15 protein-coding genes are annotated in these 14,164 nt (G+C 32.1%); 10 read left to right on the forward strand and 5 right to left on the reverse strand.

All coding sequences use genetic code 11. The annotated features are described in order from the left end of the window. The first annotated feature begins 27 nt into the window (after nt 1–27). The 5 genes from L1276_RS23295 (at nt 28) to L1276_RS23315 (ending at nt 3,986) form a co-directional block, all read left to right on the forward strand. Nucleotides 28–1,134, forward strand: a complete 1,107-nt coding sequence (locus L1276_RS23295; protein ID WP_253792025.1) for a glycosyltransferase — start codon at nt 28–30, stop codon at nt 1,132–1,134. Further along, nucleotides 1,125–1,676: an RNA polymerase sigma factor gene (locus L1276_RS23300; protein WP_253792027.1), complete on the forward strand. Its 552-nt coding sequence runs from the start codon at nt 1,125–1,127 to the stop codon at nt 1,674–1,676. The genes L1276_RS23295 and L1276_RS23300 overlap by 10 nt, the downstream gene beginning before the upstream one ends. A gap of 156 nt (nt 1,677–1,832) precedes the next feature. Then, nucleotides 1,833–2,663 (forward strand): energy transducer TonB, encoded by an 831-nt coding sequence (locus L1276_RS23305; protein WP_253792029.1) that lies wholly within the window; start codon nt 1,833–1,835, stop codon nt 2,661–2,663. Nucleotides 2,664–2,755: 92 nt separating this feature from the next. Next, nucleotides 2,756–3,493 carry a DUF4184 family protein gene (locus tag L1276_RS23310; RefSeq protein ID WP_253792031.1) on the forward strand — a complete coding sequence of 246 codons (738 nt, stop codon included), beginning with the start codon at nt 2,756–2,758 and terminating at the stop codon, nt 3,491–3,493. 112 nt (nt 3,494–3,605) lie between these two features. Continuing rightward, nucleotides 3,606–3,986, forward strand: coding sequence for a PH domain-containing protein (locus L1276_RS23315; RefSeq protein ID WP_253792033.1), 381 nt, complete (start codon nt 3,606–3,608; stop codon nt 3,984–3,986). A 55-nt stretch (nt 3,987–4,041) separates the two neighbouring features. On the opposite strand, the gene L1276_RS23320 is transcribed toward L1276_RS23315, so the two are convergent. After that, nucleotides 4,042–4,914: a M48 family metalloprotease gene (locus L1276_RS23320; RefSeq protein ID WP_253792035.1), complete on the reverse strand. Its 873-nt coding sequence runs from the start codon at nt 4,912–4,914 to the stop codon at nt 4,042–4,044. Between the two features lie 207 nt (nt 4,915–5,121). Further along, entirely contained in the window at nt 5,122–5,991 is an 870-nt protein-coding gene (locus L1276_RS23325) for a M48 family metalloprotease (protein ID WP_253792036.1), read from the reverse strand. 295 nt (nt 5,992–6,286) lie between these two features. Between L1276_RS23325 and lipA the strand changes: the two genes are divergently transcribed. The 3 genes from lipA (at nt 6,287) to L1276_RS23340 (ending at nt 10,426) form a co-directional block, all read left to right on the forward strand. Next, on the forward strand, nt 6,287–7,153 hold the full coding sequence (lipA, locus tag L1276_RS23330) for a lipoyl synthase (protein WP_253792037.1): 867 nt from the start codon (nt 6,287–6,289) through the stop codon (nt 7,151–7,153). A gap of 73 nt (nt 7,154–7,226) precedes the next feature. Beyond that, nucleotides 7,227–8,225 carry a type I glyceraldehyde-3-phosphate dehydrogenase gene (gene gap, locus L1276_RS23335; protein WP_253792039.1) on the forward strand — a complete coding sequence of 333 codons (999 nt, stop codon included), beginning with the start codon at nt 7,227–7,229 and terminating at the stop codon, nt 8,223–8,225. Nucleotides 8,226–8,251: 26 nt separating this feature from the next. Next, nucleotides 8,252–10,426, forward strand: coding sequence for an ATP-binding protein (locus tag L1276_RS23340; RefSeq protein ID WP_253792042.1), 2,175 nt, complete (start codon nt 8,252–8,254; stop codon nt 10,424–10,426). Nucleotides 10,427–10,454: 28 nt separating this feature from the next. Here L1276_RS23340 and lpxK read toward each other — a convergent pair whose 3' ends face one another. The 3 genes from lpxK to L1276_RS23355 are packed head-to-tail and all read right to left on the reverse strand — an operon-like array spanning nt 10,455 to nt 11,972. Continuing rightward, nucleotides 10,455–11,477: a tetraacyldisaccharide 4'-kinase gene (gene lpxK, locus L1276_RS23345; RefSeq protein ID WP_253792045.1), complete on the reverse strand. Its 1,023-nt coding sequence runs from the start codon at nt 11,475–11,477 to the stop codon at nt 10,455–10,457. Nucleotides 11,478–11,481: 4 nt separating this feature from the next. Then, on the reverse strand, nt 11,482–11,763 hold the full coding sequence (locus tag L1276_RS23350) for a Txe/YoeB family addiction module toxin (protein WP_253792048.1): 282 nt from the start codon (nt 11,761–11,763) through the stop codon (nt 11,482–11,484). Beyond that, entirely contained in the window at nt 11,739–11,972 is a 234-nt protein-coding gene (locus L1276_RS23355) for a DUF2683 family protein (protein ID WP_253792051.1), read from the reverse strand. The genes L1276_RS23350 and L1276_RS23355 overlap by 25 nt, the downstream gene beginning before the upstream one ends. Nucleotides 11,973–12,163: 191 nt before the next feature. Here L1276_RS23355 and L1276_RS23360 point away from each other — a divergent pair, with 191 nt between their 5' ends. Beyond that, the gene (locus L1276_RS23360; protein ID WP_253792053.1) at nt 12,164–13,258 is read left to right on the forward strand and encodes a Nif3-like dinuclear metal center hexameric protein; all 1,095 of its coding nucleotides are present in this window, start codon (nt 12,164–12,166) and stop codon (nt 13,256–13,258) included. 3 nt (nt 13,259–13,261) lie between these two features. Next, nucleotides 13,262–14,041: a zinc ribbon domain-containing protein gene (locus L1276_RS23365; RefSeq protein WP_253792054.1), complete on the forward strand. Its 780-nt coding sequence runs from the start codon at nt 13,262–13,264 to the stop codon at nt 14,039–14,041. The last annotated feature ends 123 nt before the right edge of the window (nt 14,042–14,164 follow it).

A 14,164-nucleotide genomic window follows, 5' to 3' on the forward strand; every position in this document is an offset into this window, starting at 1 on the left:
TCAAGTACTAACAGACATTAAAACTATATGCTTATAACTTTATTTTACTTCTTTATTGCTGTTGTTTTTATTCAACTTTTCTACTATTTAGGAATTTTTGGAAAGTTTGCTTTTGCCAAACCTCAAGAAATTACAAAAAAAAACATTCCAGTTTCTGTAATTGTCTGCGCAAAAAATGAAGAAGAAAATGTAAAGAAATTTGTCCCGTTATTAGCCGAACAAAATTATCCTGACTTTGAAATTGTTTTAATCGATGATGCTTCAAGTGATGAAACACTGGAAGTTTTTGAAGAATTCGAAAAACAATACTCAAACATTCGCCTGGTTAAAGTTGAAAATAACGAAGCTTTTTGGGGAAATAAAAAATACGCTTTAACCTTAGGCATCAAAGCAGCTAAGAAAGATTACCTATTATTTACTGATGCTGATTGTTATCCAACTTCAAAAGACTGGATTACTGCCATGACTTCTCAATTTACCGCAGATAAAACTATTGTTTTAGGATATGGAGGTTACGAAAAGAGAGAACGCTCTTTTTTAAATAAAATAATTCGTTTTGAAACCGTTTTAACTGCAGTTCAATATTTTTCATGGGCAAAAGCAGGACTTCCGTATATGGGAGTCGGTCGAAATTTAGCCTATAAAAAAGAAGAGTTTTTTAATGTAAATGGTTTCATCGATCATATTCAGGTTCGTTCCGGTGATGATGATTTGTTTATAAATCAGGCAGCCAACAAAGCAAATACTACAATATCATACAATCAGGAAAGTTTTACTTATTCTAAACCAAAGGAATCTTTTAAAGATTGGTTTACTCAAAAAAGAAGACATATTTCTACTGCAGAACATTATAAGTTTTTTGATAAATTTCAATTAGGCCTCTTCTTTTGTTCGCAATTTTTCTTCTTTTTATCAGTTATTGTTTTACTGGCATTTCAATTTCAATGGATTGCTGTAGTTGCAATTTTAGCAACACGATATACAGTAGTTTGGACCGTAATTGGATTTTCTGCCGGAAAATTGAAGGAAAATGACATTAAAATCTGGTTTCCTATTGTAGAGATAGCGCTTATATTAACTCAAATTAATATCTTTATAACTAATATTTTTTCAAAACCGGTATATTGGAAATAAATTCTAAAATAGAAAAAGCAAAAAAAGGCGACCAGGTCGCCTTTACTTTTTTATTAGATCATTTCTGGAATGAAGTTTACGGCTTCATGCTTAAGCGTACCGAAAATGAAACCACAGCCGAAGATATTACAATAGAAACTTTCTCTAAGGCTTTTGACAAAATAGCATCTTATAATCCAGAATTTCGATTCAACACCTGGCTGATTGCCATTGCAAAAAACGTCTATATTGATTTATTGCGTAAAAAGAAAACGAGCCTTTTTATCGAAATCACTGATACAGAAGACCAACAGGCATACAATATTGCCGACACTACCCCATCTGCAGAAGATGCCTTAATTAAAGAGCAAAATCTCTCTCGTTTGCTTTTATGTATTAAAGAATTAAAACCCCATTATCAGGAAGTAATCCAGCTTCGCTACTTTCAGGAATTGTCTTATCAGGAAATTGCTGACAAGATTAACGAGCCTTTAAGCAATGTAAAAGTAAAATTACTACGCGCTAAAAAATTATTAGCAGAAATTATCGAACGTAATAGATAATTTATTATCTTTAAGAAAACAATGAGATATAATCACATTTTATCTTAAAAAACTATTTATTCACGTACTAAAACAACAACTTCTACGTTGTTTGCTAAAACCCAAACTCCTTTACGCGTATGATTTAAAGTTACTTAACCTTAAAATCCAAAAATCATGTCTAAATTAAGCATCTATGAAAGCAAGTGGACCGATCTTGTTTTCGAAAACAAAAACAAAGAGTACGGAGCGTATCAATTACGCCAAGAAAATTCTAAAACAACTGTCAATGCGTTGTTTATGGCCTTGTTATTAATAACAGCCGTGGGAAGTGTATCGATGCTGATTAATAAATTTAGTATTGAGAGTCCTGTTGATACAACAGAACCGGTAATTTACACCCCTTTAGTAGTAACGGATCTTAACGACATTGTGAAGCCTAAAACTGAAGAGTATATTGCACCTCCTGCACAAAAACAAGAGCCTGCATCACAAGCTCCTGTTACTTCATCTCAGTTAACAAATCCAGTTATTTCGCATGCAGATGATGCGGTTACAGAAATTGCAACTAACAAAGAAAACACTCCTGTTGTAGACAATACCACTGCAGGACCAGGAACAGGCGTTAATACAATGCCAACAACTGGAGGCACTGGTATTGGTGAAATTGACACACCTGTAATTCCAGGACCTTATACTCCTGCTGCGTTAGATAAAATGCCAGAATTTCCGGGTGGGATCAAAAATTTCTACACGTATGTAGGCAAAAACTTTACCCGACCAGAATTGGATGAAGAAAGAACATTACGTGTTTACGTTTCTTTTGTAATCGAAAGAGATGGTTCAATGACTGATATTTTAGTAAAAAATGATCCGGGTTATGGATTAGGAAAAGAAGCTGTTAGAGTTTTAAAATCATTAAAAACAAAATGGGCTCCCGGAATGATCGACGGAAAAGCAGTTAGAACTGCCTACAATCTTCCAATAACAATACAAACACAACCATAATAAAAAATACAAAAGCAGAACTTCGGTTCTGCTTTTTTTTATGATCTTTAGTTAATATTTCAAAGTCCATTTTTAATTAACTAAAGATCAAAATGCCATTTACTTTTTCACATCCTGCAATAGTATTGCCTTTAAAATATTTACCTAAAAAATGGTTTTCATTTACTGGACTTATTATTGGAAGTATGACACCAGATTTTGAATATTTTATCAGGATGAAAGTTCAAAGTAATTACAGTCATACTATCGCTGGTATTTTTTGGTTCGATTTACCTCTTGCATTGTTTCTTTCTTTTATATTCCACAATATTGTGAAACATCAATTATTTGACAATCTACCTAACAATATTAGATCAAGGTTTATACTTTTCAAAGCATTTAAGTGGAACGATTATTTTAAACAAAACTGGATTATTGTAATGGTTTCAATTCTTATTGGAACAGCATCTCATTTATTTTGGGATAGTTTTACACATGATCATGGTTATTTCGTTAATCATATTCCTGAACTAAAAGAGTCAATATTAATCTTTAATAAAAAAATTCCTTATCTAAAAGTGGCACAACATTCTAGTTCTTTTATTGGCGGTATAATTATTTTATTTTCATTTTTTAAACTTCCAAAAAGTAATACTTATAAAAATTCAACAAATAAATTCTATTGGATTTCTGTACTATTATTATCAATAGCAATTTTAAGCATCCGTTTTGCAATTGGTCTTTCGCTCAAACAATACGGACACATAATCGTTTCTGGAATATCTTCATTTTTATTTGCTTTAATATTGACGCCGCTTTTTTTATGGAAAAAATTACCATTAAGAGATTAAGATAAAACCTTAATTTTTCTTAATCTCTTAATGGTAAGAAACAATTTTTTATTCTCTATTTTATTTACTTTTACAGTACACTAAAAAATTAATCAAACTAAAAATAAATAAAATGGGAATATTTTCAGCTCTTATGGGCAATGCAGGAACTGTAAGCCAGGAAGATTTACTTAAAAAATACGGCCAGCTTTTAACAGATAATGAGCAAATTGAAATGGGTTTTAAACTAATCCGTGATACTTTTATCTTTACCAACAAAAGATTGATTTTGGTAGATGTACAAGGATTAACAGGAAGCAAAACAGAATATAAATCTATTGCTTACAAAAGCATTACTCGTTTTAGTATAGAAACAGCAGGAACTTTTGATCTTGATGCTGAATTAAAAATCTGGGTTTCGAGCGAATTGAATCCTAGTATTGTAAAACAGTTTAATAAATCAGTAAATGTATATGATGTTCAAAAAGTTTTGGCACATCATGTTTTAGGTTAATTTGAAGCATAAAAAAAACGGCAAATTAAATTTGCCGTTTTTTATTTCTCTAAAACTACTTTTTCTTAGTTGTAGTTTTCTTTGTAGTAGTTGTTTTTTTCACTGTTGCCGCTTTTGGAACCGTATTATCTATTTTTTGCTGTACATAAAGCTTGTAAACTCCATCTTTTTCAGCTCTTAATTTAGCATCATCAGCTCTTTTTTTAGAATCTGGGTGTGAACTCATCATTTGATCAATAAACGAAGCTTCTGCTCCTTCACTCATCTTAGCTAAAATTCTAAAAGCAGATTCTTCAGCATTTACATTATAACCGTTTTTCTTTAAGAAATTGTATGAGTATAAATCTGCCTCTGTTTCTTGTTTACGGCTGTGTTTACTGTCAATTAAAGCACTTCCTATTTTGCCTAACTGGCTGTCAGTAACTGCCGAAACCTTTGTTGACTGCGAAGAAACGCCATCAATTAAAGCTTCTTTTTGATAAGCGGCACGCATTGCATCTCTAGAATCGTTGTTAGCAACGTGGCCAATTTCATGACCAATTACTGCCAATAATTCGTTATCATCCATAATATCCATTAAACCTGAATATACACGCACACTACCATCTGCTGTAGCAAAAGCATTTACTTCTTTTACTTTGTATACTTTATAATTTAAAGTAAAACCTTCGCCTGCTGTATGTTTTCCAAAAACGCGGTTTAATCTTAAAGTGTAGCCATCATTTGGTCCTGCTACTTCATTTGTCGAATCTAATTTACGAACTGCTTCTTTAGACAAAGCAGAGGCATCAGCGTTACTTAAAGTAAAACTAGCAACACCTTTTTGAAGGGCCCCTATCGCTTTATCTCCTAAATTAATCTGTGCATTCATATTTGTAAAACCAAATGCTGCAAATAAGAATCCTGCTATTATAATTTTCTTTTTCATGTTTTTTATAATTACAATTTAACAACAAATGTAGCATAAGAAAATGCTATTTCATTTCACTCAAAGCTTCTTTTTTTAACAAATTAAAGATATAAATTTTAAATGAGCTGATATCTATTTGTTACCATTATTCATAGCACTTAACAATGAAGCAAAAAAACGGCAAATTCTCCAGAGAACTTGCCGTTTTTTAGGTTTAAAGAAAAATTATTTCTTTTTTGCCACAGTTTTTTTAGCAGGTGTTTTTGTTGCGGCCTTAGCTTTTACAGGTGCTGTATTATCGATTTTCTGTGGTACATACGCTTTATACAAACCATCTTTTGTTGCTTTTTTCTTAGCATCATCTGCTCTTTTTCCAGAATCTGGATGCGAGCTCATCATTTTAGTCATAAAAGAAGATTCAGCTCCTTCACTTAATTTTTGAAGAATTCTAAAAGCAGATTCCACGGCATTTACATCATAGCCATTTCTTTTCATAAAGTCATACGAAAACGTATCGGCTTGAGATTCTTGCTTTCTACTATGCTTGCTGTCGATCATTGCACTTCCAATTTTCCCTAATTGAGATCCTGAAAGAGTCTCTATTTTTCCTGATTGTGATGAAGCTGCATCTAGTAAGGCTTCTTTTTTATAAGCTGCTTTAATAGCGTCTCTTGTATGGTGATTCACAACGTGGCCAATTTCATGTCCAATAACCGCAAGCAATTCATTATCATCCATAACATCCATTAAACCGGCAAATACACGAACACTTCCGTCTGCACAAGCAAAAGCATTAATATCTTTTACTAAATAAACTTTATAATTTAAAGTAACTCCTTCACTTGAAGTATGTTTACCAAATAAACGATTTAATCGAACTGAATAACCATCTTCAGCCCCGGCAACAGGATTATTTGCATCCAGTTCAGCAACTGATTCTTTAGCTAAGGCAGCGGCATCTGCATCACTAAAAGTAAATCCTGAAACACCTTTTCCTAATGCTCCCATAGCTTTGTCTGAAAGAATTTGTGCATTCATTTCAGTAAAACCAAAAGCTGCTAATAAAATTCCTAATACGATAAATCTCTTTTTCATGTTTTTAATCTTTAATTTAACAACAAAATTACTACACGATAAGTTTCGTATTACCCAAAAAAATCAAATTTATGATAGAATAAGACAGAATTTAAAATTTTAAAAATCAAGCGAAAAGGCCGAAATCTTAAAGAAGAATAAAAAAATATACTATAAAAAGCGTATAAATACAAATAATTAATATTTGAACTTAATAATTTCAAATAGGAAGAGAGAACACAAACAGGAAACGAAAATTAAATTAGCATCTCCAAATAAACTACATTCCGTATCTTTGTATTCAGATTTATGATATATGGAAACAGTCATTGAAAACACACAACCTGCAAAACCTAAATGGTTGAAGGTAAAATTACCAATTGGACAAAAATATACTGAACTACGTGGTTTAGTTGATAAATACAGCTTAAATACAATTTGCACCTCTGGAAGCTGCCCTAATATGGGAGAATGCTGGGGTGAGGGAACGGCAACTTTTATGATTTTAGGAAACGTTTGTACACGTTCTTGTGGTTTTTGCGGGGTTAAAACCGGCAGACCTGAAACGGTGGATTGGGACGAACCTGAAAAAGTAGCACGTTCTATTAAAATCATGAATATCAAACACGCGGTAATTACAAGTGTTGATAGAGATGATTTAAAAGATGGCGGTTCTATCATCTGGATTGAAACTGTAAAAGCCATTCGAAGAATGAACCCAAATACTACTCTTGAAACTTTAATTCCGGACTTTCAGGGAATCGAAAGAAACATTGATAGAATCGTTGAGGCTAATCCTGAAGTAGTTTCGCATAATATGGAAACTGTTCGCCGTTTAACACGCGAAGTACGTATTCAGGCAAAATACGATCGAAGCTTAGAAGTTTTACGTTACCTGAAAGAAAAAGGAATCAACAGAACCAAATCTGGAATCATGCTTGGTCTTGGAGAAGAAGAAGAAGAAGTTTACCAGACAATGCGTGATTTACGCGATGCAAATGTTGATATTGTTACCATTGGCCAGTACTTACAGCCAACTAAAAAACATTTACCAGTAAAAGAATTTATTACTCCGGAGCAATTTGCAAAATATGAAAAATTTGGTCTTGAATTAGGATTCCGCCATGTAGAGAGCGGGCCGCTTGTTCGTTCTTCATACAAAGCACAAAAACATATTTTATAAAAAGTTGAATTGTTTAATCGTTTAATTGTCAAACCGATTAAACGGTTAATCGATTAAACAAATAAACAAAACATTGAAAACAAGAATTGCTATTAATGGTTTTGGAAGAATTGGAAGAAATTTATTTCGTCTTCTTATAAATCATCCTGAAATTGAAGTGGTTGCAATTAATGATATTGCAGATAATAAAACAATGTCGCATTTAATAAAATACGACAGTATTCATGGAGTTCTTCCTTTTGCTGTAAGCTGTGATGAAAAAGGAATTATTGTAAACGAAAAACATTATTTATTTTTTCACGAAAAAAGCATTTCAAACCTGGACTGGAAAAGTCATTCGATAGATTTTGTGATTGAATCTACAGGGAAATACAAAACGCATGAAGAAATAAATGCACATATTGAAGCCGGAGCAAAAAAAGTGATATTGTCTGCCCCATCAGAAGTTGACACTATTAAAACAGTTGTTCTTGGAGTAAACGAAAATATATTAGACGGAACAGAAAATATTGTTTCTAATGCAAGCTGCACGACAAATAACGCTGCTCCGATGATAAAAATCATCGAAGAATTGTGTGGAATTGAACAAGCTTACATCACAACAATACATTCTTTTACAACAGACCAAAGTCTTCACGACCAGCCACATAAGGATTTACGCCGTGCAAGAGGAGCAAGTCAGTCGATTGTTCCAACAACAACAGGTGCAGCTAAGGCATTAACAAAAATTTTTCCTAAATTGCATGAAAAAATCGGAGGTTGCGGCATTCGTGTCCCCGTTCCCGATGGTTCATTGACAGACATCACGTTCAATGTTAAGCGTGCTGTTACTATTGAAGAAATTAACATTGCATTTCAAAAAGCCTCAAAAACAAATTTAAAAGGAATATTAGATTACACAGAAGATCCTATCGTTTCTGTTGATATAATTGGCAATACGCATTCGTGCTTGTTTGACGCTCAGCTTACTTCTGTCATTGATAAAATGGTAAAAGTTGTAGGCTGGTATGATAACGAAATTGGCTATTCATCACGATTAATTGATTTGATTTTACTGATAAGAAAAACATAAGATTCATTGTAAAAGCATTGCCATACATGAAGTATTACTATCTTTTAATTGTTGTTTGTTTTTTAAATCCATTTTTGTATTCTCAAATCAAACAGAATACAGACAGCATTTCCTATTATAACAAACTGGCAAATAAAAAACTAAATAGTAAAGAGTATAATGAGGCGGTTCTTTTAACCAAAAAATCCATTGATTTTTGCGAAACCAATCACATTCCGGAAGATTTAGGCAATCAGACTTTTAAACTTGGTAAAATATATTACAATCAGCGGAAGTACGAAGAAGCTCTAAAAAACTTTCATAAAAGCGTAGCTTCTTTTGACAGTGTAAAACCAACCTGCACTAAAATTTTAGCCCTTCACTATATTGGCGCGGCAAATACTGCAAAAGGTGATTATAAAACAGCAGACCTTTATTATGCAAAAGCTCAAAAACTCTTAAAAGATCTTGGTGTTATTGACAGTTCTGAAATTTTAAATTACCAAAAAGCAATGGCATTCAAGTCAAACAAAAACTTTCGTCTGGCTGCTAAAACTTTTCAAAAAATAACAAAGACACCCGATAATCCATCTGTAATAAAAACAAAGATTAAGTCCTATTATCAACTTGGTTTAATTGAAACACAGTTGAAGCGAAATGATTCTGCAATGATTTATTTTGACAAGGCCTTAGATTACAACGAAAAAACGAATGATCTGGCTCAAAAATCAAAAATCGTTTTAGCTGTAAGCCGTTACTACAAACAAAATAAAAACTACGATCTCGCCTACTCTTATCTGGATGAACATTATCAGTTAGAAAATTATATTTTAAAACTAAAAAATGCGAAAATCGATTTTAATGAGTTTCAAAAATTCAAAAAAAATCAGACTTTAAGCAATACAATCAAACGAGAAAGCGAAGAGAAAATTCAATTAAAAACCTATCGGTATTCTAAATTAGTCAGCATTTTAGCCATTGCCCTAATTTCGATTTTGTCCCTTTTAAGCTTAGCTTTGTACAAAAACAATATTATTCGTAACCAGAATAATTTACTTTTAAGAGAAAAAAACAAAGAACTGATTCTGGCTAAAAACAAAGCCGAAAAAGCCTCTAAAGCAAGATCTGAATTTTTATCGACTGTAAGTCATGAACTTCGAACTCCGCTGAACGCAATTAACGGAATCACTCATTTACTTCTGGAAGACAATCCTAAAAAAGCACAGTTAAAGTATTTAGAATCACTGAAATTCTCTGGAAATTATCTAACAACTTTCATCAACGAAATTCTTGAAATTAACAAAATCGATTCGACCAAAGTTGAAGTAGAAAATATCAGTTTCAATCTCAAAGAATTACTTTTTAACATTCAGGGGTCACTTAAAGAACTCGCAACTGCCAATAAAAATTATTTTAATCTTGAAGTGGATAAAACAATTCCTGACAATTTAATTGGTGATCCAACAAAATTATCTCAAATCATATTAAACCTAATTAATAACGCCCTAAAATTTACCCAAAACGGACATGTAAATGTTATTGCTAAATTGTTTGCGGAAGAAGAAGAAACTGCAACTGTTTATTTTGAAATAGTCGACACTGGAATTGGTATTCCTGAAGATAAATTACAAACCGTATTTGAAAGTTTTTCACAAGGTTCAATTGAAGTTAACCGAAAATATGGCGGTACTGGCTTAGGGCTTACGATTGTTAAAAAGTTAATTGAACTTTTAGGAGGCGAAATAAAACTAAAAAGTGAAGTTGGCAAAGGATCCACTTTTACTTTCAAATTAAATTTTAAAATTAATAACGAACCGTTGGAAGCAGTTACAGAAGAAAAACCATATAACGATAAACAACTCAAGCATAAATCTATTTTATTGATTGAAGACAATAAAATTAATCAAATGATTACACGTAAAATGCTTGAAAACAAAGCCATTACTTGTGAAATAATCGACAATGGCGAAGATGCAGTTGAGCTTTTAAAGGTCAAACGTTTTGATATGATTTTAATGGATGTGCATTTACCCGGAATTAACGGAACTACAGCAACACAACAAATTAGAGAATTTGATAAAGCAACTCCAATTATTGCGCTTACTGCTATTTCGCTAGACGAAAATAGAGATATGCTTATTTCTTTTGGAATGAACGACGTAATTACAAAACCTTTTGTTCCAGATGAATTTTACAGTACAATTGCGAAATTCTTTGATTGATTTTTTTTTAGGTTCTAAGACTGAGATATTAAGTCTCTAAGTTTTCTTTAATATACTGTAAAATTGAAACGTCAAAATTTTGATGATGATTGATAAATGTACTTTTTATAGGCAGATAATACAATTGAGAAACCTGCTTTGAATCTTTTAATCGAACATAATCCTTCTCAGTTGTAATAATTTTTCTCCCGTTTGCTTTATTTTGAATAGAATCTAAATCGGTTTCAGAAAAATGATGATGGTCTGGAAAAGTCAAACATTCGTCATTTTCATTTTTTAAATAATCAAAAAATGGTTTTGGTTTTGCAATTCCGGCTAAAAGTAATTTTGATTCTGATTTAATTTCATCCACAGCAATTTTTCCATTTTGACCATAAATTACAGTATCATAATCTATAAAAGTAAAGAAAATCTGCTGTGAACAATTCAGTTTTAATTTCAAACGAATCTTTTCTTGTTCTTCTTCCGATAGATTATTTGGGCATTTCGTAACCACAACAATATTGGCTCTGTTGGCTCCGCTTCTACTTTCTCTTAAATTCCCTGTTGGCAGTATAAAATCATCTGCATATAAATCTCCGTAAGAAGTCAGCAGGATATAAAATCCCGCTTTTACTTTTCGGTGCTGATAAGCGTCGTCTAATAAAATTACCTGAGGCTTTTCTTTCTGCGAAAGCAATTGTGTAATTCCGTTTGTGCGATTGGCATCAACTGCAACCTGAACATTTGGAAATTTTTGATAAAACTGAAAAGGTTCATCGCCCAGAATTTCAGCATTAGAAGTTGAATCTGCTAAAACAAAACCTTCCGATTTTCTTTTGTAACCCCGGCTTAAAGTCGCCACTTTATATTTATCAGCTAATAACCGAATCAAATATTCAATTTGTGGAGTTTTTCCAGTTCCTCCCACACTTAAATTTCCAACAGCAATAACCGGAATATCAAAAGAAGTTGATTTTAGAATTCCTTTATCAAAAAGAAAATTGCGAATGCTGGTAATGAATCCGTATAGAATGGCGAAAGGGAAAAGTATTTTTCGAAGTAAGTTCATAGAATTATTTATCTGAATAATGATCTTTTGCAGAAACGATAAAAATTGTCACTGTATCATCTTCCAGATAATATATCATTCTGTCTTTTTGATTTATTCTTCTAGACCAAAACCCAGAAAGCTCATATTTTAATGGTTCGGGATTACCACTTCCTTCAAAAGGAGTTTCAGTCAATTCTAAAAGAATTTTCTCAATATTTTTAATGCTTTTTTTATCTCCTGACTTATAGTGTTGAATTATGTGTTTTTTTGCCAGATCTTTTATTTCAATCCTAAACTTCCCCATACATCCTTAGGATTAATTTCAGTACTATTTTTACTTTTAGCAGATTTCAAAACCATATCTACAAATTCAGGATTATATGGACTTTCTTTTTCTTTTTTTGAATCTGTTTCAATAATTTCTATTCCATCAACACCCTTAAAAAAAGCTTCAAACATTGCCATAAATGCTTTACCTGTTTTGGTACGTTCGTTAATTTTTATTGTAGTCATGTCTTTAAATTTAGAATTACAAATATACGAAAAGTAAACTATTCGTTTAGATAATGTAAATCAAGTCATTTGACAATCTAAACATCTTGCAATCAAGTATAGTTTTATTAAAGTAGTTTTTTTCGTTAATTTGTTTTAGGTTTCAGTTGTCAAAAAACTTGAAACCTGAAACTTGAAACAAAATATAAAAAATGAAAATCAAAGACATCATAACCGTACTAGAAGAAATGGCGCCTCTCGCCTATGCAGAAGATTTTGACAATGTGGGACTTTTAGTGGGAAATCCGGAAAACGAAAGTAACGGAGTTTTAGTTTGTCACGATGCACTGGAAAATGTAATTGAAGAAGCAATAACTAAAAACTGCAATCTTGTAGTTTGCTTTCATCCTATTTTATTTTCTGGAATTAAAAAAATTACCGGCAAAAACTACGTTGAGCGTGCTATTTTAAAAGCCATCAAAAATGATATTGCGATTTATGCCGTACATACCGCTTTAGACAATCATTCGCAGGGAGTTAATAATATTTTCTGTAATACCTTAGGTTTAATAAACACCAAAATTTTAATTCCAAAACAGCAATTTCTGCAAAAATTAGTTACGTATACCGTTCCTGAAAATTCGGAAAAAGTTCGAAATGCCATGTTCGAAGCCGGCGCAGGAACTATTGCAAACTATGATAACTGCAGTTTTAATTCTGAAGGTTTTTTTACTTTTAAAGGAAATGAAAAAAGCAATCCGGTTATTGGCGAAAAAGGAAAATTACATACGGGTGCCGAAATAAAAATTGAAGTTATTTTCGAGAAACATTTACAATCTAAAATTTTAAAAGCACTTTTAACGAATCATATTTATGAAGAAGTGGCTTACGAAATCTACAATCTTCAAAATCTGCATCCAAATATTGGTTTAGGAATGATTGGGGAATTGGAAAATGAAATGGATGAAAAAGACTTTCTTCTGTACGTAAAAGAAATTATGATTGCGCGCGGTATTCGTCATTCTGCCTTTACAGGAAAAAAAGTAAAAAAAGTAGCTGTTCTGGGCGGTTCAGGAAGTTTTGCCATAAAAAATGCAGTTCAGGCTGGAGCCGATGCTTTTTTAACTGCTGATTTAAAGTATCATCAGTTCTATGAAGCAGAAAATAAGCTGCTTTTGGCCGATATTGGTCATTTTGAGAGCGAACGCTATACAAAAAACTATATTGTTGATTATCTTCGAAAAAAAATTCTTAATTTTGCGATCATTTTATCGGAAGAAAATACAAATCCAGTTAAGTACTTATAGAATATGACGAATACGAAAGAATTAAGTGTTGAGGACAAGTTAAGAGCAATATACGATTTACAGCTTATTGACTCTAGAATTGACGAAATCAGAAACGTTAGAGGAGAACTTCCTTTAGAGGTTGAAGATTTAGAAGATGAAGTTGCAGGTTTGAGCACTCGTTCAGAGAAACTGAAAAGTGAACTTGAAGTGATTGAGGAGCAAATCAAAGCAAAGAAAATTGCTATTGAGGAGCATAAAGAGGTTATCAAGAAATACACAAAACAACAAGAATCAGTTCGTAACAACAGAGAATTTAATTCTTTGACAAAAGAAGTTGAATTTCAGGAATTAGAAATTCAATTAGCTGAAAAGCAAATCAAAGAAATGAAAGCTTCTATCGAGCACAAAAAAGAAGTTATTTCTAATTTAAAAGAAAAACTTGACGCTAAAAGCTCTCATTTAAAACATAAAAAATCTGAATTAGACGCTATCATGGCTGAAACTCAAAAAGAAGAAATCTTCTTATCTGAGAAATCAGCTGAATTTTCAGCTCAAATCGAAGACAGATTATTAGCTGCTTACAACAGAATCAGAAGCAGTGTTCGTAACGGATTAGCTGTAGTTTCTATCGAAAGAGGAGCTTCTGCAGGATCTTTCTTTACGATTCCACCACAAACTCAGGTTGAAATCGCTTCAAGAAAGAAAATCATTACTGATGAGCACTCTGGAAGAATTTTAGTTGATACTGCTTTAGCAGATGAAGAAAAAGAAAAAATGGAACAATTGTTCTCAAAATTCTAAATAAACGGTCCCGATTTAATCGGGACTTTTTTTTACCAAAATATTTTTCTGCCACGAATTACACTAATTTTCACTAATTTTTAATTTGTTATTAAATGGAATAAAAATTCGTGCTAAATTTGT

It is taken from the genome of Flavobacterium sp. HSC-32F16 (assembly GCF_024171645.1).
In the GTDB taxonomy this organism is placed as follows: Bacteria; Bacteroidota; Bacteroidia; order Flavobacteriales; family Flavobacteriaceae; genus Flavobacterium.

What these genes read in the sequence shown, in the direction of transcription:
- L1276_RS23295 (WP_253792025.1), top strand. Translation starts at nt 28, where the DNA reads ATGCTTATAACTTTATTTTACTTCTTTATTGCTGTTGTTTTTATTCAA.
- L1276_RS23305 (WP_253792029.1), top strand. Translation starts at nt 1,833, where the DNA reads ATGTCTAAATTAAGCATCTATGAAAGCAAGTGGACCGATCTTGTTTTC.
- L1276_RS23310 (WP_253792031.1), top strand. Translation starts at nt 2,756, where the DNA reads ATGCCATTTACTTTTTCACATCCTGCAATAGTATTGCCTTTAAAATAT.
- L1276_RS23315 (WP_253792033.1), top strand. Translation starts at nt 3,606, where the DNA reads ATGGGAATATTTTCAGCTCTTATGGGCAATGCAGGAACTGTAAGCCAG.
- L1276_RS23320 (WP_253792035.1), bottom strand. Translation starts at nt 4,914, where the DNA reads ATGAAAAAGAAAATTATAATAGCAGGATTCTTATTTGCAGCATTTGGT.
- L1276_RS23325 (WP_253792036.1), bottom strand. Translation starts at nt 5,991, where the DNA reads ATGAAAAAGAGATTTATCGTATTAGGAATTTTATTAGCAGCTTTTGGT.
- lipA (WP_253792037.1), top strand. Translation starts at nt 6,287, where the DNA reads ATGGAAACAGTCATTGAAAACACACAACCTGCAAAACCTAAATGGTTG.
- L1276_RS23340 (WP_253792042.1), top strand. Translation starts at nt 8,252, where the DNA reads ATGAAGTATTACTATCTTTTAATTGTTGTTTGTTTTTTAAATCCATTT.
- lpxK (WP_253792045.1), bottom strand. Translation starts at nt 11,477, where the DNA reads ATGAACTTACTTCGAAAAATACTTTTCCCTTTCGCCATTCTATACGGA.
- L1276_RS23350 (WP_253792048.1), bottom strand. Translation starts at nt 11,763, where the DNA reads ATGGGGAAGTTTAGGATTGAAATAAAAGATCTGGCAAAAAAACACATA.
- L1276_RS23355 (WP_253792051.1), bottom strand. Translation starts at nt 11,972, where the DNA reads ATGACTACAATAAAAATTAACGAACGTACCAAAACAGGTAAAGCATTT.
- L1276_RS23360 (WP_253792053.1), top strand. Translation starts at nt 12,164, where the DNA reads ATGAAAATCAAAGACATCATAACCGTACTAGAAGAAATGGCGCCTCTC.
- L1276_RS23365 (WP_253792054.1), top strand. Translation starts at nt 13,262, where the DNA reads ATGACGAATACGAAAGAATTAAGTGTTGAGGACAAGTTAAGAGCAATA.